The sequence below is a fragment of the Paracoccus sp. NBH48 genome (assembly GCF_015390265.1).
GTDB lineage: Bacteria > Pseudomonadota > Alphaproteobacteria > Rhodobacterales > Rhodobacteraceae > Paracoccus > Paracoccus marcusii.
Window position 1 is genome coordinate 119408 of the sequence record NZ_VUOJ01000001.1, and the last position, 17377, is coordinate 136784.

The 17377-nt window shown below is 68.5% G+C and carries 15 protein-coding genes, 1 tRNA gene and 4 pseudogenes; 8 read left to right on the forward strand and 12 right to left on the reverse strand.

Annotated elements, in window-relative coordinates; genetic code table 11:
• Positions 1 to 8: 8 nt before the first annotated feature.
• The 5 genes from modC to F1642_RS00625 all read right to left on the reverse strand — a co-directional run bounded on the left by modC (position 9) and on the right by F1642_RS00625 (position 3338).
• On the reverse strand, positions 9 to 1106 hold the full coding sequence (gene modC / locus F1642_RS00605; RefSeq protein WP_194885198.1) for a molybdenum ABC transporter ATP-binding protein: 1098 nt from the start codon (positions 1104 to 1106) through the stop codon (positions 9 to 11).
• Entirely contained in the window at positions 1103 to 1810 is a 708-nt protein-coding gene (gene modB / locus F1642_RS00610; RefSeq protein WP_194885199.1) for a molybdate ABC transporter permease subunit, read from the reverse strand. Before modB ends, modC begins: the two co-directional genes overlap by 4 nt.
• Positions 1807 to 2565: a molybdate ABC transporter substrate-binding protein gene (gene modA, locus F1642_RS00615; protein ID WP_194885200.1), complete on the reverse strand. Its 759-nt coding sequence runs from the start codon at positions 2563 to 2565 to the stop codon at positions 1807 to 1809. Before modA ends, modB begins: the two co-directional genes overlap by 4 nt.
• A 137-nt stretch (positions 2566 to 2702) precedes the next feature.
• Positions 2703 to 2792 (reverse strand) — tRNA-Ser (locus tag F1642_RS00620).
• A 42-nt stretch (positions 2793 to 2834) separates the two neighbouring features.
• A complete protein-coding gene (locus F1642_RS00625; RefSeq protein WP_052715207.1) occupies positions 2835 to 3338 on the reverse strand; it encodes a hypothetical protein in 504 nt (167 codons plus the stop codon).
• A 119-nt stretch (positions 3339 to 3457) separates the two neighbouring features.
• On the opposite strand from F1642_RS00625, the gene F1642_RS00630 reads away from it, so the two are divergent.
• The gene (locus F1642_RS00630; protein WP_045982037.1) at positions 3458 to 3868 is read left to right on the forward strand and encodes a SufE family protein; all 411 of its coding nucleotides are present in this window, start codon (positions 3458 to 3460) and stop codon (positions 3866 to 3868) included.
• Here F1642_RS00630 and mnmA read toward each other — a convergent pair.
• Positions 3840 to 5009 carry a tRNA 2-thiouridine(34) synthase MnmA gene (gene mnmA, locus F1642_RS00635; protein WP_157020459.1) on the reverse strand — a complete coding sequence of 390 codons (1170 nt, stop codon included), beginning with the start codon at positions 5007 to 5009 and terminating at the stop codon, positions 3840 to 3842. The genes F1642_RS00630 and mnmA overlap by 29 nt on opposite strands.
• Before the next feature lie 176 nt (positions 5010 to 5185).
• On the opposite strand from mnmA, the gene F1642_RS00640 reads away from it, so the two are divergent.
• The 4 genes and pseudogenes from F1642_RS00640 to recG all read left to right on the forward strand — a co-directional run bounded on the left by F1642_RS00640 (position 5186) and on the right by recG (position 10628).
• Positions 5186 to 5461, forward strand: a complete 276-nt coding sequence (locus F1642_RS00640) for a DUF1153 domain-containing protein (protein WP_042249233.1) — start codon at positions 5186 to 5188, stop codon at positions 5459 to 5461.
• 99 nt (positions 5462 to 5560) lie between these two features.
• Entirely contained in the window at positions 5561 to 6271 is a 711-nt protein-coding gene (gene ctrA / locus F1642_RS00645) for a response regulator transcription factor CtrA (protein WP_042249236.1), read from the forward strand.
• A 75-nt stretch (positions 6272 to 6346) separates the two neighbouring features.
• Positions 6347 to 8536: an NAD-dependent DNA ligase LigA gene (gene ligA / locus F1642_RS00650; RefSeq protein WP_370582728.1), complete on the forward strand. Its 2190-nt coding sequence runs from the start codon at positions 6347 to 6349 to the stop codon at positions 8534 to 8536.
• Positions 8533 to 10628 (forward strand): annotated as a pseudogene (gene recG, locus F1642_RS00655) (ATP-dependent DNA helicase RecG). The gene ligA and the pseudogene recG overlap by 4 nt, the downstream one beginning before the upstream one ends.
• Positions 10629 to 10751: 123 nt before the next feature.
• Here the strand turns inward: recG and F1642_RS00660 are convergent.
• Complete coding sequence (locus tag F1642_RS00660) at positions 10752 to 11339, reverse strand: iron-sulfur cluster assembly scaffold protein (protein ID WP_194885201.1); 588 nt, start codon at positions 11337 to 11339, stop codon at positions 10752 to 10754.
• A 72-nt stretch (positions 11340 to 11411) separates the two neighbouring features.
• Here F1642_RS00660 and hisI point away from each other — a divergent pair, with 72 nt between their 5' ends.
• The gene (gene hisI / locus F1642_RS00665) at positions 11412 to 11768 is read left to right on the forward strand and encodes a phosphoribosyl-AMP cyclohydrolase (protein WP_194885202.1); all 357 of its coding nucleotides are present in this window, start codon (positions 11412 to 11414) and stop codon (positions 11766 to 11768) included.
• Here hisI and F1642_RS15140 read toward each other — a convergent pair.
• The 3 genes and pseudogenes from F1642_RS15140 to F1642_RS00680 form a co-directional block, all read right to left on the reverse strand.
• Positions 11765 to 12489, reverse strand: a pseudogene (locus F1642_RS15140) (glutamate--tRNA ligase family protein). The gene hisI and the pseudogene F1642_RS15140 overlap by 4 nt on opposite strands.
• A gap of 88 nt (positions 12490 to 12577) precedes the next feature.
• Positions 12578 to 13918 (reverse strand): annotated as a pseudogene (gene trmFO / locus F1642_RS00675) (methylenetetrahydrofolate--tRNA-(uracil(54)-C(5))-methyltransferase (FADH(2)-oxidizing) TrmFO).
• A 102-nt stretch (positions 13919 to 14020) separates the two neighbouring features.
• Positions 14021 to 14650, reverse strand: a complete 630-nt coding sequence (locus F1642_RS00680; protein ID WP_045982043.1) for a 50S ribosomal protein L25/general stress protein Ctc — start codon at positions 14648 to 14650, stop codon at positions 14021 to 14023.
• Positions 14651 to 14860: 210 nt separating this feature from the next.
• Here F1642_RS00680 and F1642_RS15150 point away from each other — a divergent pair, with 210 nt between their 5' ends.
• Entirely contained in the window at positions 14861 to 15634 is a 774-nt protein-coding gene (locus F1642_RS15150) for an acyltransferase (protein WP_255522107.1), read from the forward strand.
• The gene (locus F1642_RS15155; RefSeq protein ID WP_255522108.1) at positions 15627 to 15827 is read left to right on the forward strand and encodes a hypothetical protein; all 201 of its coding nucleotides are present in this window, start codon (positions 15627 to 15629) and stop codon (positions 15825 to 15827) included. The genes F1642_RS15150 and F1642_RS15155 overlap by 8 nt, the downstream gene beginning before the upstream one ends.
• Before the next feature lie 24 nt (positions 15828 to 15851).
• On the opposite strand, the pseudogene F1642_RS15160 reads toward F1642_RS15155, so the two are convergent.
• Together F1642_RS15160 and F1642_RS00690 are read right to left on the reverse strand one after the other, a co-directional pair.
• Positions 15852 to 17007: pseudogene (locus F1642_RS15160) on the reverse strand (L-lactate dehydrogenase); the annotation flags it as partial.
• Positions 17008 to 17065: 58 nt separating this feature from the next.
• The gene (locus F1642_RS00690) at positions 17066 to 17314 is read right to left on the reverse strand and encodes a hypothetical protein (protein ID WP_148911405.1); all 249 of its coding nucleotides are present in this window, start codon (positions 17312 to 17314) and stop codon (positions 17066 to 17068) included.
• Between the last annotated feature and the right edge of the window lie 63 nt (positions 17315 to 17377).

Genomic DNA, 17377 nt, shown 5'->3' on the forward strand with positions numbered 1-17377 from the left:
AGATGCGGTCACGTCGCGGGCGGGACAGTGTGCAATGCGCCGATGTCGCCGGCGGCCACCGCCACGGTCTTCAGGATCGCGTGGCAGGGTTGCCCCGGCGCAAGACCCATCGCGGCGACGGAGCGGCGCGTCAGGCGGGCCGTCAGCGTGTCGGGCCCGACGGTCAGGACGACCTGCGCGTTCGGTCCCTCCTCGGCCGTGATCGCGGCGATGCGGCCCGCCAGGATGTTCAGCGCCGACAGGCCCTGCGGCCGATTCCGTGACAGGATGACGTCGCGCGCCCCCACCCGCAGGCGCACATGCGTGCCGGGCGGGGCATCCAGGCGGGTGACGAAGACCGGACCCGCCCCCGTCTGCAGACGTGTCAGCCCGTCCGCATCGTGGCCGGCGACCTGCGCGGTCAGGACCGATGCCGTGTCCGCACCGACCGCGCCCGCATCGCCCAAGACCTGCGCCGGCGGCCCGATGGCCGCGACCCGCCCGGCCCGCAGCGCCACGACGGTGGTGGCCAGCCGCGCGACCTCGGCGCTGGAATGGCTGACATAGAGGATCGGCACGCCGGCCTCGTCGCGCAGGCGTTCGAAATAGGGCAGGATCTCGGCCTTGCGGGCCTCGTCCAGGGCGGCCAGCGGCTCGTCCGCCAGGATCAGGCGCGGGGCGGCTAGCAGGGCACGCCCGATGGCCACGCGGCTGCGCTCTCCGCCGGACAGGGTTCCGGGGCGGCGGGCCAGCAAGGGGTCGATGCCCAGCATCTGCACCACGCGATCCAGATCGGGCGCGGTGGCGTCGCGCGGCGCGAACCACCGGCCGTAGAGCAGGTTCTGGCGGACCGACAGATGCGGGAACAACCGCCCCTCCTGGAAGACATAGCCAAGGCGGCGGCGGTGGGGGGGCAGGTGGCGCCGAAGGGCGCTGTCGGTCAGGACCCAGTCATCGACCGCGATCCGCCCTGCATCCGGTCGCAGCAGGCCCGCGACGGCGTTTACGACCGTGGTCTTGCCCGAACCGGATGGCCCGAACAGCACCGTCAGCCCCGGGGGGGCGTCGAACGCCACGTCCAGGTCGAACCCGGCAAACCGGTGGGTCAGGCGGACCTGCAGCGTCATGCGCCCGCCACCCGCCGCGCGACGCGGCGCGCCAGAACCTCTGACAGCAGCAGCGCGGTCATGGCAATGGTGATCGACACCAGGACCAGGCGCCCCGCCGCCGCCTCTCCACCCGGCGCTTGCAGCAGGGCATAGATCGCCGAGGGGACGGTCTGGGTCTGGCCGGGGATGTTCGACACGAAGGTGATGGTCGCCCCGAATTCACCGATCGCCTTGGCAAAGGCCAGGATCGATCCGGCCAGCACGCCGGGCAGGATCAGGGGCAGGGTCACCGTGGCGAACACCCAGGCCGGGCCGGCACCGAGCGTGCCCGCCGCGGCCTCCAGCCGGGGATCGACGGCCTCTATCGCCAGGCGGATGGCACGCACCATCAGCGGAAAGGCCATGATCGCGGCCGCCAGCGCCGCCCCGGTCCAGCGGAACGAGAAGACGATGCCCACCGTCTCCAGCCACTGCCCGACGCTGCCCCGCCTCCCGAAGGTGACCAGCAGCAGATAGCCCGTGACCACGGGTGGCAGGATCAGCGGCAGGTGGACGATGCCGTTCAGGATTTGCTTGCCGGGAAAGGACCAGCGCGCCAGAACATAGGCGGTCAGGATGCCCAAGGGCAGGCTGACCAGCGTGGCGACCAGCCCGACCCACAGTGACAGGCGCACCGCCTGCCATTCGGTCGGCCCCAGCCAGGATGTGACGGCGTCGATCATTGTGGGGTCGTGAAGCCGTACTCTGTCCAGACCGCCCGTGCCGCGTCCGACGACAGATAGTCCAGAAAGGCCTGCGCCTGATCATTGTCCGACTGCGCGGTGACGGCTGCGGGATAGACGATAGGGTCGTGGCTGTCGGCAGGAAAGGTGCCCAGGATGGTCACGTCGTCCTGCGCGGCGGCGTCGGTGGCATAGGTGATGCCCAGGGGCGCCTCTCCGCGCGCGACGAAGGTCAGGGCGCTGCGCACGTTGTCCGATTGCGCGACCATGGGCGCCACCGCGTCCCACAGCCCCAGATGGGTCAGCGCGGCCTTGCCATAGATGCCCGCCGGGACGCTGTCGACCATCGCCATGGACAGCCGCCCCCCGTCCAGCATCGCCGTCAGGTCCAGGGTCTTGTCGATGGTCACCGGGGCCGCGTCGCCATGCGCGATCAGCACCAGGCTGTTGCCCAGCAGGTCGCGGCGCGTATCGGGACGGATGTCCCCCGAGGCCTGCACCGCGTTCATCCACTCCTCGCTGGCCGAGATGAAGATATCCGCGGGCGCGCCCTGCTGGATCTGGCGGGCCAGGGCGGACGAGCCAGCGTAGGACATCACGGCCATCTGACCGGTCTCTTCGCTCCACTGGGCAGCAATGCGGTCCAGCGCGTCGGTCAGGCTGGCGGCGGCAAAGACGGTCACATCATCGGCCAGCGCGGGAGACGCGATCAGCGCCACGCAGGCGGCAAGGGCAAGGCAATCCGGGCCGGGCATGGTGATCTCCGTCGGTGATATGGCCGGGTGGATATAACGCAACGAAGGGCCGACTTGGCAAGCGCTATTTTCCGGCGGACATATCGACGCACAGGGCGGGTCAGGGTGCGGACGAAAAAGATCAGATGAGTTGGGGATGGCGGAGGCGGTGGGATTCGAACCCACGGTGGACTTTCACCCACGTCGGTTTTCAAGACCGGTGCATTTAACCACTCTGCCACGCCTCCGACCGCTGCGGACTAGCGCGGCGCGGGCGTTTGCGCAAGCCTTCAGCGGGTCAGGGTGATCACGCGGTCGCCGCCCTCGACCTGGATCGCGGACAGGCGCGACAGGCGCAGGAAGCTGATCGGCAGCGCCACCGTGATCGTGTCCGTGACGGGATTTGCGGGCAGGGCCGCCGCGGGATTGTCCGCGACCGGGGGCGAGGCCACGAAGCGCAGGCGCAGGACGCCGTCCGGGTCGGGCTGCAGCTGGTCGCCGGACCGCGGCACCGACCGGACCAGGGCGGCCGAGTGATAGCCCTTGACCGGGGCAAAGCCGCGCAGCACCAGCAGGCGGCCGTCGCTGAGCGGTTGCCATTCGGCACCCAGGATCTGCGGCACCGCGGGGCGGGCGTCCTGGGCCGTGGGATAGCCGCCTTCCGGGGCCAGGGTTTCGGGGGTCGACGCACCCGCGCCACGCCAGCCAAGCGGGTTCCAGCCGCTGTCGCCGAACCGCCCGCAGCCGGACAGGATCAGGGCGCCGATCAGCAGCGGCAGGGTAAATCTGGTCATGGCATGTCCCCTTGGCGGTCCTTGGCCCCGTGATAGGCGATCCGGGCCGCGCCGAAAAGCCTCTTTGACCTGACCGCCGCGGCGCGCTAGGCCATGACCCCTGATATCAGGAGAGACCCATGGCCACCCCCGCCTTCGAGGACATCGCCGAAACCTTCGACTTTCTGGACGATTGGGAAGACCGCTATCGCCACCTGATCGAGATGGGCAAGGCCCTACCGCCCATGGACTCCGCGGTGCAGGTCCCGGCCACCAAGGTCGACGGCTGCGCCAGCCAGGTCTGGATCCTGCCGCGGATCGAAGGGCGCAGCTTTGACTTTCAGGGCGACAGCGATGCGCTGATCGTGCGCGGCCTGATCGCGGTGCTGCACGCGCTGTATGCCGGGTTGCCGGTGGACCAGGTCGAGGCGGTGGACGCCCAGGCCGCGCTGGCGCGCCTTGGGCTGGACGAACACCTGTCGGCGCAACGATCGAACGGCGTGCGCGCGATGATCGCCCGGATCAGGCAGCTGGCCGCCGACGCAGGCTGATCCAGCCGCCACCCAGGACGCGCGTGCCCTCGGCCTCGTAGAAAACGCAGGCCTGGCCGGGGCTGACGCCGTCCTCGGGATCCAGAAGTTCGACCTCGGCACGGCGGCCGGGCAGGGGGCGCAGGATCGCGGGCCGCGGCGGGCGGGTGGACCGGATGCGGACCAGGCAGGCGATCTCTCCCTCAAAGGGCTGATCGCCCAGCCAGTTCACCTCGGTCACGGCGACGGTGCGCGTCGACAGCGCCTCGCGCGGGCCGACGACGACGCGGCGCGTCTCCGGCTCCAGCCGCAGCACATAGAGCGGGCTGCCGCCGCCGATGCCCAACCCGCGCCGCTGTCCGATCGTATAATGGATCACCCCGCGATGGGTGCCCAAGACGGTGCCCTGCTGGTCGACGATCTCACCGGGATCTGCGGCACCGGGGCGCAGCTTCTCGATCACCGCGGCATAGTCGCCGTTGGGGACAAAGCAGATATCCTGGCTGTCGGGCTTGTCTGCGACGGACAGGCCGTAATCGGCGGCCAGGGCGCGCGTCTCGGCCTTGCTGACCAGATGGCCCAGGGGAAAGCGCAGGAAATTCAGCTGTTCCTGGGTGGTCGAGAACAGGAAATAGCTCTGATCGCGGTTCGGGTCGGCCGCCATGTGCAGTTCGGCGCGATGCGCGCCGTCCTTGCGCTGGATGTAATGGCCGGTCGCCATGCAGTCGGCATCCAGGTCGCGTGCGGTTTCCAGCAGGTCGCGGAACTTGACGCGTTCGTTGCAGCGGATGCAGGGAACGGGCGTCGCGCCGGCCAGATAGGCGTCGGCGAATTCGTCGATGACCGATTCGCGGAACTTGTTCTCGTAATCCAGGACATAATGGGGAAAGCCCATGCGTTCGGCCACGCGACGGGCATCGTGGATGTCCTGGCCCGCGCAGCACGCGCCTTTCTTGGCCAGTGCCGCGCCGTGATCGTACAGCTGCAGCGTGACCCCGATGACGTCATAGCCCTCGGATTTCAGCTGCGCCGCGACGACGGAACTGTCCACGCCCCCCGACATCGCCACCACGACACGCGTCTGCGCAGGGGATTTTGCGAAACCAAGGCTGTTCAGTTCGGTCGCGGGCGCATCGGCACGCAGGGCAGCGGTCAGGGTCATGGATGATCTTTCGGCCCGCCAGGGTGGTGCTGGTCGGGCGGCAAACGAATTTGCGTCAAAATATAGGCAAATTGGTCGGATTCTCAACCCCGGCCGGGGTCGAAATCCCGATCAGGCTAACCGTGCCTTAAGTGCTTTCGACCAGAACTTGCAGAATGTGACGGAAGGACGCTGCAATGTTCGTGAAAAAGACCACAGGCCCGCGGATCGTGACACTGGCGGATGGGCGCATCCTCAGCGTGGCGGATCTGCCGATGGCCGACACCAGATGGGTCGCCAGCCGCAAGCAGACGGTCGTGCTGGCGGTGTCGCACGGGCTGATCAGCCGCGACGACGCGCTGCGCCGCTATGGCCTGTCGGAGGAGGAGTTCGACGGCTGGTGCACCGCGGTCGCGCGCCACGGAAAGGCGGCTTTGAAGGTGACAGCGCTGCAAAAGTATAGACAACCATAGGGTGCATGACGCAGAAGGAATGCAAGTGGTAACGACATATTAACCTGTTCGTCAGATTGTCGGGACATGACCTTCGGCGAATCGGGGAAAGACCAAGCCATGCGAATCCTTCTGGTAGAAGACGACCCAAGCACTGCACGGGCGATCGAACTGATGCTGACGGCGGCCAGCTACAACGTGTTCCTGACCGACATGGGCGAGGAGGGGATCGATCTGGCCAAGCTGTACGATTACGATCTGATCCTGCTGGATCTGGACCTGCCCGACATGCACGGGATGGAGGTCCTGCGCCATCTGCGCCTGGCCCGCATCGACACGCCGATCCTGATCCTGACCGGGTCCGACGACACGGAAAGCAAGCTGCGCGGCTTCGGCTTCGGCGCCGACGATTACATGACCAAACCCTTCAACCGCGAAGAGCTGCAGGCCCGCATCCAGGCGATCATCCGCCGCTCCAAGGGGCACAGCCAGGCGCTGATCCGGACCGGAGAGATCACCGTCAACCTGGACGCCCGTTCGGTCGAGGTGAAGGGCAAGCCGGTGAACCTGACCGGCAAGGAATACCAGATCCTGGAACTGCTGAGCCTGCGCAAGGGCACGACCTTGACCAAGGAGATGTTCCTGAACCACCTGTACGGCGGCATGGACGAACCCGAACTGAAGATCATCGACGTGTTCATCTGCAAGCTGCGCAAGAAGCTGTCCGAGGCCCTGGGGGGCGAGAGCCACATCGAGACGGTGTGGGGCCGCGGCTATGTCCTGCGCGATCCGGGTCCGGGGCAGGCGGAACGTCTGGCGATCGGGGCCTGATACGGCTTCTGGACGATTGCCTGCCCTTGGGCGATACCCACATCTAAGACGGTCGCGTGTTTCGGCCGGATGCGGATGATGGGGGCGGCGATGGCGCAGGACAAGTCGGTGGGGCAACCGGACCGGAAGATGGATCGCGGTCAGGCCGCGGACCGCATTGCGGATCTGGCGGCGCGGGTCGCCGCCGCGAACCAGGCCTATCACGCCGAGGACGCACCGCAGATATCGGATGCGGAATACGACGCTCTCAAGGCGCAGCTGGCGGCGCTGGAGCGGGACTTTCCCGATCTGGCGCTGCCCGACAGCCCAACCGGCAAGGTCGGCGCCGCCCCGGCCGACGGCTTCGGCAAAATCGTCCACGCGCAACGCATGATGTCGTTGGGCAATGCCTTCACCGAAGGCGACGTCGCCGACTTCACCGCCCGCGTCCGCAGCTTTCTGGGCCTTGCCCACGACATGCCCCTGGAGGTGACGGCCGAGCCGAAGATCGACGGCCTGTCCCTGTCGCTGCGCTATGAGGACGGCGTGCTGGTCCATGCCGCGACCCGCGGCGATGGCGTGGTGGGAGAGAACGTGACCGCCAACGCCCGCACGATTTCCGACATCCCCCACCAGCTGGAGGGTGACGTCCCCGCCATCCTTGAGGTGCGCGGCGAGGTCTACATGGGGCATGACGACTTTGCGGCGCTGAACGATGCGGGGCGGGTCTTTGCCAATCCGCGCAACGCGGCTGCGGGATCGCTGCGCCAGATCGACCCGGCGGTGACCGCGCGCCGGCCGCTGCGCTTCTTCGCCTATGGCTGGGGGCAGCTGTCCGAACCGCTGGCGCCGACGCAGATGGCCTCCGTGGAGCGGCTGGCCGCCCTGGGGTTCCAAACCAATCCGCTGACGCGCCTGTGCACCGACACCGCGCAGATGATCGCCACCTGGGCCGAGATCGAACAGCAGCGCGCCACCTTGGGCTATGACATCGACGGCGTGGTCTACAAGGTGAACGACCTTGCGTTCCAGGGACGGCTTGGCTTTCGGTCCACCACGCCCCGATGGGCCTTGGCGCACAAGTTTCCGGCCGAGACCGCCTGGACCCGGCTGGAGCGGATCGAGATCCAGGTCGGTCGCACGGGCGCCCTGTCCCCCGTCGCGCGGCTGGAACCCGTGACCGTGGGCGGCGTGGTCGTGTCCAACGCGACCCTGCACAACGAGGATTACATCGCCGGGCAGGACAGTTCTGGCGCGCCCATCCGTGACGGTCGCGACATCCGCGAGGGGGACTGGGTCAAGATCTATCGCGCCGGCGACGTGATCCCCAAGATCGCCGATGTCGACCTGTCGCGCAGGCCCGCGGACAGCGTGCCCTATGTCTTTCCGTCGCACTGCCCCGAATGCGGGTCCGAGGCGATCCGCGAGCCGGGCGACAGCGTGCGCCGCTGTACCGGCGGCCTGATCTGCCCCGCGCAGGCGGTCGAGAAGCTGAAGCATTTCGTCAGCCGCGCAGCCTTCGACATCGACGGGCTGGGCGCCAAGCAGATCGAGATGTTCTTCGCGGATGATCAGCTGCCCATCCGCGAGCCCGCCGACATCTTCACCCTGGCCGATCGCGACACCCGGAATTTCACCAAGCTGAAGAACCGCGAGGGGTTCGGCGAACGCTCGGCCGAAAAACTGTTCGCCGCGATCGAGGATCGCCGTGCGATCGCCATGGCCCGGCTGATCTTTGCCCTGGGTATCCGCCATGTGGGCGAGGTCGCGGCCGCGACCCTGGCCCGCCATTTCCACGACTGGCCTGCCTTGATCGCCGCCATCGACGGGGCGGCACGGGAGCCCGCCTTTGCCGCCCCGGACGACAAGGCCCGTCGCGCGGCGTTGGCCGACAGCCCGAACTGGGCCGAGCTGACCGGCATCGACGGCATCGGCGCGGTGCTGGTCGATTCGCTGGTGACGACGTTCGCGCAGCCGACAGAACGCGCCAGCATCGACCGGCTGGCGACCCTTCTGGACATCCGGCCGGTGGATACCGCTAACGCGGTGCAGACCGAGATTTCCGGCAAGACGCTGGTCTTCACCGGTACGCTGGAGCGGATGACCCGCGCCGAGGCCAAGGCGCGGGCCGAGGCGATGGGGGCCAAGGTCGCGGGGTCCGTCAGCGCCAAGACCGACCTGCTGATCGCGGGGCCCGGGGCGGGGTCCAAGGCCGCCAAGGCCGAGGCCCTGGGCGTCACCGTCATCGACGAGGACGAATGGCTGCGCATCGCGGGGGTCGGATGACCGCGCCCAAGGGCCGCCCGCCCGCGTTGTTCCCGCTGTTCGCGGCCATCGACACGCTGCCCGGCATCGGCCCCAAGGGCCGCGCCGCGCTGGAACAGATGGGCATCGACAAGCCGCGCGACCTGGTCCTGACGCTGCCGGTCAGCGGCATCACCCGCCGCCGCATCGCGCGCATCGCCGACGCCCGCGCGCCCGAGATCGTGACGATCACGGTGACCGTCACGCGCCACCACCCGCCCCAGGTCCGCGGCCGCCCGTTCCGGGTGCATTGCACCGACGGAGAGGGCGACCTGACGCTGGTGTTCTTCCGTCCGCGCGACAACTGGATCGAAAGCCAACTGCCCGTGGGCGCGCGCCGCATCCTCAGCGGCAAGCTGGAACTGTTCGACGGGCTGGCCCAGATGGTGCATCCCGACCACATCCTGGCGGATTGCGAGGCGCTGCCGCCCAGCTTCGAGCCCGTCTATCCCCTGTCGGCGGGGCTGACGCAGAAGGGCATGGCCAAGGCCGTCGATGCCGCGCTGTCCCGGCTGCCCGCGGTCGAGGAATGGATCGACCCGCAGCTGATCGCGCAGCGCGGCTGGCCTTCATTCGCCGAGGCGCTGCATCAGGCGCATGCGCCGCAATCGCCCGGCGCGCTGTCGCCCGACAGCCCGGCGCGGGCGCGGCTGGCCTATGACGAATTTCTGGCCCATCAGATGACCTTGGCACTGGTGCGGCGGGACAAGCGGCGGCTGAAGGGGCGGGCCAGTGCGGGTGACGGCGCCCTGCGCGCGCGGGTGCTGCAAAGCCTGCCCTGGCCGCCCACGGGCGCTCAGACCCGCGCGATCGCCGAGATCGCCGATGACATGGCCAGCGCGCGCCGCATGAACCGCCTGCTGCAGGGCGATGTCGGCGCGGGCAAGACGCTGGTCGCGCTGATGGCCGCCCTGGTCGCGGTCGAGGCCGGGGGCCAGGCCGTGCTGATGGCGCCCACCGAGATCCTGGCCCGCCAGCATGCCCGCGCGCTGGAACCGCTGGCGCGTGCGGCGGGGGTGCGGCTGGCGGCGCTGACCGGGCGCGACAAGCGCGACCTGCGCGGTCAGATCCTGACCGATCTGGCGGACGGCACCATCGACATCCTGGTCGGCACCCATGCGGTGTTTCAGAAGGACGTGACCTTCCACGACCTGCGCCTGGCCATCATCGACGAACAGCACCGCTTCGGTGTGGCCCAACGGCTGGAGCTGTCGGCCAAGGGCGACGTGCCGCCCGACATGCTGATCATGACCGCGACGCCCATCCCCCGCTCGCTGGCCCTGTCGCAATATGGCGATCTGGACGTGTCGGTGCTGGACGAAAAGCCGCCGGGGCGCCAGCCCATCACCACGGTGATGATCGCGGACACGCGGTTGGACCAGGTCACCGAACGCCTGCGCGCCGCGATGGCGCAGGGCGCGCGTGCCTATTGGGTCTGCCCCTGGTCGAGGAGAGCGAGGTCACCGACCTGACCGCGGCAGAGGCGCGGTTCACCCATCTGCGCGCGATCTTCGGCGACAGGGTGCGGCTGATCCACGGCCAGATGCCCCCCGACCAACGCGACGCTGCGATGGCCGATTTCGCCGACGGCACGGCGCAGCTGCTGGTCGCCACCACCGTGATCGAGGTGGGCGTGGACGTGCCGCAGGCCACGATCATGGTGATCGAACGCGCCGAAAGCTTTGGCTTGGCGCAGCTGCACCAGCTGCGGGGTCGGGTCGGGCGCGGGGCAGGGGCCTCGACTTGTCTGCTGATGTATCATGGGCCCTTGAACGAGACCGGGGCCCGCCGCCTGACCACGCTGCGCGACACCGAGGACGGGTTCCGCATCGCGGAGGTCGATCTTGAGATGCGGGGCGCGGGCGATGTGATCGGCACCGCGCAGTCGGGTCTGCCGCGGTTCCGCATCGCGGACCTGGAACACCAGGCCGGGCTGATGGCCGTGGCGCGCCAGGACGCACGGTCGCTGCTGGAACGCGACCCCACACTGGAGACCCCGCGGGGGCAGGCGCTGCGGCTGCTGATGTGGCTGATGCAGCAGGATCAGGCGATTCGACTGATCCAGGTCGGCTGACAAGCCGAATGTTCTTAAAAAGTTCTTTACCGAATCGAGAGAACATGAGAACAAAGAGGCAACAGAGAGGAGTTGCCGTCATGACCAAAGACACCGCCATCGACCTGATCGGGGCCGCCGCGCTCAGCCTGACCACCATTGTCCTGCTGTGGCTGCCCGCCATGCTGCAGGTCTGACCGACTGCCCCGCGACGCAGGGATGGCGCCCCGCCTGTGCGCCATCCGTCCCCAAAGCTCGCGCACCTGGCCGGCCCCGCAGGGGGCCGGCCCTTTTCATGCGGATGCCTTGTCCAGCGCCTCCAGCGTGGCGTCCCCAGGCCAGCAGGATCGACGGATGGCGGTTGGGATAGGCGCGCGCGGGCGTCAGCGCCTCGAGGTCGGAAAAGGGCGCGCCGGGGGCGGGTGCATCCTGGGTCAGCATCGCGCGCAGCTGATCGCGCGCCTGCACGATGCCCGCCCGGTCCATGCCGATCACCGCCTGTCCCAGCACGGATGCCGACGCCTGACCCAGGGCGCAGGCCCGCACCTCTTGTGCGAAATCGCTGATGCGGCCATCGGCCATCGACAGGTGCACCGTCACGGACGATCCGCATTGCGGCGACCGGCGCTGGACGCTGGCCTGCGCGTCGTCCAGCCGGCCCTGGTGGGGGATGGCGGTCGTCAGCGCGAGGATGCGTCGCGAGTAAAGCTGCATCAGATCGGTTTCGGCCATGCGTCATCCCTTGGGGTTTCATCAGCGCGGGTCGATGAGTAGATAGGGACGGCCATGCCGAAAGGAAACCCGATGTTCGACCCCCTCAGCCTGAAATATGACTCGGCCGGCCTGATCCCCGCCATCGCGCAGGACGCCGCCTCGGGCGAGGTGCTGATGATGGCCTGGATGAACGCCGACGCCGTGGCTCGGACGCTGGAGACGGGGCGCGTGACCTATTGGTCGCGGTCGCGGTCGTCGTTCTGGATCAAGGGCGAAAGCTCGGGCCACGTGCAGGCGCTGGTCGAGATGCGCGTCGATTGCGACCGCGACTGTCTGCTGGTGCTGGTCGACCAGACCGGGCCCGCCTGCCATACGAACCGGCGCAGCTGCTTTTACACCGGCATCCGGGACGGGGCCGAGGTCGTGCTGAGCGACCCCATCGCCTAAAGCCCGACCATCCGGCGGATGTCGGCGGGGCTCGCGCCCTCGGCGCGGAACTGCCGGATGGCGCGGGCGTCGTTCGCGCTTGGCCAGACGCCGCCCCCGCCGTGTCGCGGATCAGCCGGTGATGCAGATAGTCCGGCACCGGCAGGTCCAGCAGATGCTGCAGCAGGACATGGATATGGGTGGACGCGAACAGATCCAGCCCCCGCGTCACCAGCGTGATCCCCTGTGCCGCGTCGTCCACGACAACCGCCAGATGATAGGACGTGCCCATCCCCCGTCGCGACAGGACCACGTCGCCGATGCCCGCCAGGAACTGCTGACGGGTCAGGATGTGGCTTCGGCCTTGATCCGTGAACCCGATGCTGTCCAGCCCAAGCGCGTCGAAGGCGCGACCGGCGTTCAGCCGGATCACGTCGTCGGGGCCGGCATCGCGCAGGTCGCGGTGGCGGCAGGTGCCCGGATAGATCAGGCCATCCGGCCCGGCAGGCAGGGCGCCCTCCTGCGGGGCGGACAGCGCTGCGCGGATATCCCCCCGGCGGCAGCGGCAGGGATAGGTCAGTGGCGCCAGCCGCGCCAGCGCGTCCTGATAGGCGGGCATGCGGTCGGACTGGCGCATGACCGGCCGCGGCCAGTCCCAGGCCCAGCCAAGCCAGGTCCTCGAAGATCGCGGCCCTCGTATTCCGGGCGACAGCGGTCGCGGTCGGATATCCTCGATCCGCAGGTGGAAATCCCCCCTGCGCCGCCGCGGTCAGGGCCGAAAACGCATGGCCCAGGTGCAGCAGCCCCCGTGGGCGACGGCGCGAACCGTGTTACTGCGCGGCCAGCCATGCGTTGAAATCGTCCTTGGCGCGCTGCGTGTAGGCGGGATAGCGGTCCTTGCGGCCGCGGCGACCCGACCGGCTGTCGGGCAGGGGCGGGAACAGGCCGAAGTTCACGTTCATGCGGCTGAAAGGTCTTGGCCTCGGCCCCGCCGGTGATGTGGTTGACCAGCGCGCCCATCGCGGTGGTGAAGGGCGGCGGCGGCAGATCGCGCCCCAGGGCCTGGGCCGCGGCCATGCGCCCGGCCAGCAGACCCATCGCGGCGCTTTCGACGTATCCCTCGACCCCGGTGACCTGCCCGGCAAAGCGCAGGTTCGGCGCCAGGCGCAGGCGCATGCGGTCGTCCAGCAGCGTCGGAGAGTTCAAAAAGCTGTTGCGGTGGATGCCGCCAAGCCGGGCAAAGCCGGCATTCTGCAGGCCAGGGATCATCCGGAACACCTGGGTCTGCGCGCCGTATTTCATCTTGGTCTGAAAGCCCACGATATTGTACAGCGTGCCCAAGGCGTTGTCGCGGCGCAGCTGGACCACGGCATAGGCCTTTTCCTGAGGCTTGTGGGCATTGGTCAGGCCCACGGGCTTCATCGGGCCGTGGCGCAGGGTCTCGCGGCCGCGTTCGGCCATGACTTCGATGGGCAGGCAGCCATCGAAATAGCCTGCGGTCTCTCCCTCGTGGAACTCGGTCTTGTCGGCGGCCAGAAGCGCGTCGATGAAGGCCTCGTATTCGTCGCGGTTCATCGGGCAGTTGATATAAGCCTTCTGCTCGGCCTCCGTCTCGCCCTTGTCATAGCGCGACTGCTCCCAGGCGATCGACATGTCGATCGTGTCGGCATGCACGATGGGCGCAATGGCGTCGAAGAAGGCCAGCGCGTCCGTCCCCGTCACGCCGCGGATCGCCCCGGCCAGCGCGTCCGAGGTCAGCGGCCCCGTCGCCACGATCCAGTTGCCGGTTCCGGGCAGTTCGGTGATCTCTCCGGGAACGATGGTGATCAGCGGCTCCGCCTGCAGCGCGGCGGTGACGGCGGCCGAAAAGGCCTCGCGGTCCACGGCCAGCGCGCCGCCCGCGGGCAGGCGGTGGCGGCCCGCCATCTCCATGATCAGACCGCCGGCGGCCCGCATCTCCCAGTGCAGCTGGCCGACGGCGTTCATCACGTCGTCATCGGACCGGAAGCTGTTCGAAACAGACCATCTCGGCGCAGTCGCCGGTCTTGTGGGCAAAGGTTTCCGACCTGCGGGCGCATCTCGTGCAGCACGACAGGCACGCCCATCCGGGTGATCTGCCAGGCGGCTTCCGATCCGGCAAGGCCGGCACCGATGATGTGGACGGGTTCCATGCGTGTCTCCTTGACGGGTGGGCTAGCAAGGCCCGTGGCGGAATGGAAAGGGGCGGCGCCGTCGGCACCGCCCCCAGGGTCATGCGACCGATCCGCGCGGGATCAGGCCTCGGCGGCTGCCTCGGCGGCGTCGCCGTCCTCTGCATCATCCTCGGCGCGCAGGGCCGACGGTGCGGCCAGGTTCGCGATGACGAAGTCGCGGTCGATCGTCGCCTTGGCGCCGTTCGGCAGCGTGACGTCGCTGATGTGGATGGTGTCGCCGATCTGGCGGCCTTCCAGGTCCACGGTCAGGTGATCGGGGATGTCACCCGCGGTCACGACCAGCTCGACCTCGGGACGCACGGTGACCAGAGTGCCGCCGCGCTTGAGGCCGGGGCACTTGTCCTCGTTGATGAATTCGACCGGGATGAACAGGTTCACCTTGGACGTGCGGCGCAGGCGCATGAAGTCGATGTGGATCGGCAGATCCTTGACGACGTCGCGCTGGACGCCGCGGCAGATGACGCGGACATCGTCCTGTCCCTCGACCTGCAGGTTCCACAGCGTGGACATGAAGCGGCCGGCGCGCAGCGTGGTCAGCAGCTTGTTGAAGTCGAACGCGATCGAGACGGGCTCTTTGCCGTCGCCATACACGATACCGGGCACCTTGCCTTCGCGGCGGGTCTGGCGGGCGGCCCCCTTGCCTGACCCCGCGCGTGCCTCGGCCACCAGATTCGGAATCTCTTTGGCCATTTTCTTAATCCTTAACCATGATTGAAGACGCCACCCTCCAAGGGTGCGTGGCGCCAAGCGGTGCCCTTAGCGCAGACCGGCCCGGATGTGAAGTCAGAAAATGCCACGCCGCGCGACGCATGCGCGCAGGTGAATTGACTTGCCGGTCCCCCCGGCCCTATGGGCCGACAGGGCCTGCGTGCAAGGCGTGGGCGGGGCTTGGGGGCAGCGGTGGACAAGACGCAGGCGCGGCTGATGTCGGTGGACTATCTTGCGGGTGGTGCTGGCCGCCTTCGTGGTCGTCGCGCATTCGGGCCTGGCCCGAGAGACGTTCCGGAAGCTGGGGCGATGCGGGGCCTGGTCGCGCTGGCCACGGGCAACAGCGTGCTGCGCGTCGCGGTGCCGGTCTTCACGCTGATCGCGGGGTATTTCCTGGCATCGGTGCTGCGGCGGGCGCGGCTGTCGGAGTGGGTGGGGCATCTGCTGGTGCTCTATGCCGTCTGGTCGGTGGTCTATCTGCTGTTCCTGTGGCCCTATTACACGAACCGGCCCCTTGGGCTGACAGCGATCGAACTGACGCTCGGCTTCATGCACCTGTGGTTCCTGGAGGGGCTGGCGATCTCCGGCGTGATCCTGGGCGCGGTGCGGCTGCTGGGATCGGGGGCCGTGGTCGCGTCGGCGGTCGTGCTGGGGCTGGTGGGGGTCGCGCTGCAATACGCGCGGATGGCCGGACTGTCCGAGATGCCCGTCGAACATTATCGCAACGGGCCCTTGTACCTCTATCCCTATCTGGTGATGGGCTGGTTGATGGCCGTGCATCCGCCGCGCCTGTCGACGGCACTTCTGTGGGCGGATGGTCGCGGGGGGGCTGGCCCTGACCATCGGCGAAAGCCTGTACTGGCTGCGCCGCATCGGAGAGGAGCCGCTGCTGGAGATCCCGGTCGGCCACCTGATCCTGTGTCCGGCGCTGCTGCTGCTGCTGGTCATGCGGCTGCGGATGCCTGACACGGCGCTGCCCTTGGGGCGGGCGGCGGCGGGGATCTATGTGCTGCACGTGATCGTGCTGCAGGGGCTGCCGAAGCTGGGGGTGGACCATCCCGGCGTCACGGCGGTCCTGGGGATTGCCTTGCCGTTCCTGCTGGTCTGGGGCGTCAGCCTTGCGGGCCGACGCCACCGCTGGTTGTCGCGCCTGTTCTAGGCCGGCTGGCCGATCTGGTATTCGTCCAGGAAGTCCGCGCGGGATCAGCAGATGCTCGGGCCCGATATTGTCCAGGTCGCGTTCGCCGCACAGCGCCATGCTGATGTCCAGCTCCTTGCGGATGATCTCCAGCGCGCGGGTCACGCCGGCCTCGCCCATCGCGCCCAGCCCGTGCAGCCAGGCCCGTCCGATCCAGGTGCCGTGCGCGCCAAGCGCCAGCGCCTTGAGCACGTCCTGACCCGACCGGGATGCCGCTGTCCATGTGGACCTCGACCCGGTCGCCCACCGCCTTGACGATATGGGGCAGCATCCGGATCGACGACAGGGCGCCGTCCAGCTGTCGCCCGCCATGGTTGCTGACGATGATCGCATCGGCGCCGAAATCGGCGGCCATGCGGGCGTCTTCGGGGTCCAGGATGCCCTTCAGGATCAGCTTGCCACCCCACATGTCGCGGATCCTGGCGATCTTGTCCCAGTCCAGGGCGCTCGTCGAACTGCTCCGCCGTCCAGCTCATCAGGCTGGATGTGTCGCCCACGCCCTTGGCATGACCCACGATGTTGCCAAAGAAGCGGCGCTTGGTCTTCAGCATGCCCATGCCCCACCGCCAGCGGGTGGACAGGTCAAGCATGGTGGGCAGGGTCATCTTGGGCGGCGCGGACAGGGCCGTTCTTCAGGTCCTTGTGCCGCTGGCCCAGGATCTGCAGATCCAGCGTCAGGACCAGCGCGCTGCAGTTGGCGGCCTTGGCGCGTTCGATGATGGCGGCCACGAAATCCTGGTCCTTCATCACGTACAACTGGAACATGAAGGGCGCGGTCGTGTGCGCGGCCACGTCCTCGATCGAACAGATCGACATGGTGGACAGGCAGAACGGCACGCCGAACTTCTCGGCCGCGCGGGCGGCGTGGATCTCTCCGTCGGCATGCTGCATGCCTGTCATGCCGACCGGAGCCAGCGCCACCGGCATGGTCACTGCCTGACCCGCCATCTGCCGCGACAGACGGGCGGTCGGACATGTCCACGGCGACCTTCTGGCGCAGCTTCAGCCGCGCGAAATCGGTCGTGTTGTCGCGAAAGGTCTGTTCGGTGTAGCTGCCCGATTCCGCGTAATCGTAGAACATCTTGGGCGTGCGGGCGCGGTGCATCCGCTTGAGATCGTCGATGCAGGTGATGACGGGCATGGCATGGCCTTTCGCGAACTGGTCAAAACTTATTACCAATTGCGCGGGCCCCTGGCAATCACCCGCCCGCGCGTCCCCGCAGGCCCGGATCGACCACCGGGCCGCGCAGCGCATCGGCCCGCGCCTGCAGGGCGGCTGCACGGGCGGCGGTCGCATCCTCCAGCGGTGCCGGGTCGGTGCGGGCCGCGGTCGCATGGGCGGGCAGGGCGGGTTCGGCCAGCGCCTGTTCCGTCGGCAGCAGACGGGGATAGTCCCCGTCGGCGGTGCAGGCGGCCAGCGTCAGCGCAAGGATCAGGACGTGTCTCATGGCGGCGACGATACGCGGGCCGGGGGCGCCCGGCAACGCCTTCCCTCGGCCGTGGCCGCGCGC

Bases quoted from the DNA above. Each gene is read 5' to 3' on its own strand.
- modC (WP_194885198.1), bottom strand. From the start codon at position 1,106: ATGACGCTGCAGGTCCGCCTGACCCACCGGTTTGCCGGGTTCGACCTG.
- modB (WP_194885199.1), bottom strand. From the start codon at position 1,810: ATGATCGACGCCGTCACATCCTGGCTGGGGCCGACCGAATGGCAGGCG.
- modA (WP_194885200.1), bottom strand. From the start codon at position 2,565: ATGCCCGGCCCGGATTGCCTTGCCCTTGCCGCCTGCGTGGCGCTGATC.
- F1642_RS00625 (WP_052715207.1), bottom strand. From the start codon at position 3,338: ATGACCAGATTTACCCTGCCGCTGCTGATCGGCGCCCTGATCCTGTCC.
- F1642_RS00630 (WP_045982037.1), top strand. From the start codon at position 3,458: ATGGCCACCCCCGCCTTCGAGGACATCGCCGAAACCTTCGACTTTCTG.
- mnmA (WP_157020459.1), bottom strand. From the start codon at position 5,009: ATGACCCTGACCGCTGCCCTGCGTGCCGATGCGCCCGCGACCGAACTG.
- F1642_RS00640 (WP_042249233.1), top strand. From the start codon at position 5,186: ATGTTCGTGAAAAAGACCACAGGCCCGCGGATCGTGACACTGGCGGAT.
- ctrA (WP_042249236.1), top strand. From the start codon at position 5,561: ATGCGAATCCTTCTGGTAGAAGACGACCCAAGCACTGCACGGGCGATC.
- ligA (WP_370582728.1), top strand. From the start codon at position 6,347: ATGATGGGGGCGGCGATGGCGCAGGACAAGTCGGTGGGGCAACCGGAC.
- F1642_RS00660 (WP_194885201.1), bottom strand. From the start codon at position 11,339: ATGGCCGAAACCGATCTGATGCAGCTTTACTCGCGACGCATCCTCGCG.
- hisI (WP_194885202.1), top strand. From the start codon at position 11,412: ATGTTCGACCCCCTCAGCCTGAAATATGACTCGGCCGGCCTGATCCCC.
- F1642_RS00680 (WP_045982043.1), bottom strand. From the start codon at position 14,650: ATGGCCAAAGAGATTCCGAATCTGGTGGCCGAGGCACGCGCGGGGTCA.
- F1642_RS15155 (WP_255522108.1), top strand. From the start codon at position 15,627: ATGCCTGACACGGCGCTGCCCTTGGGGCGGGCGGCGGCGGGGATCTAT.
- F1642_RS00690 (WP_148911405.1), bottom strand. From the start codon at position 17,314: ATGAGACACGTCCTGATCCTTGCGCTGACGCTGGCCGCCTGCACCGCC.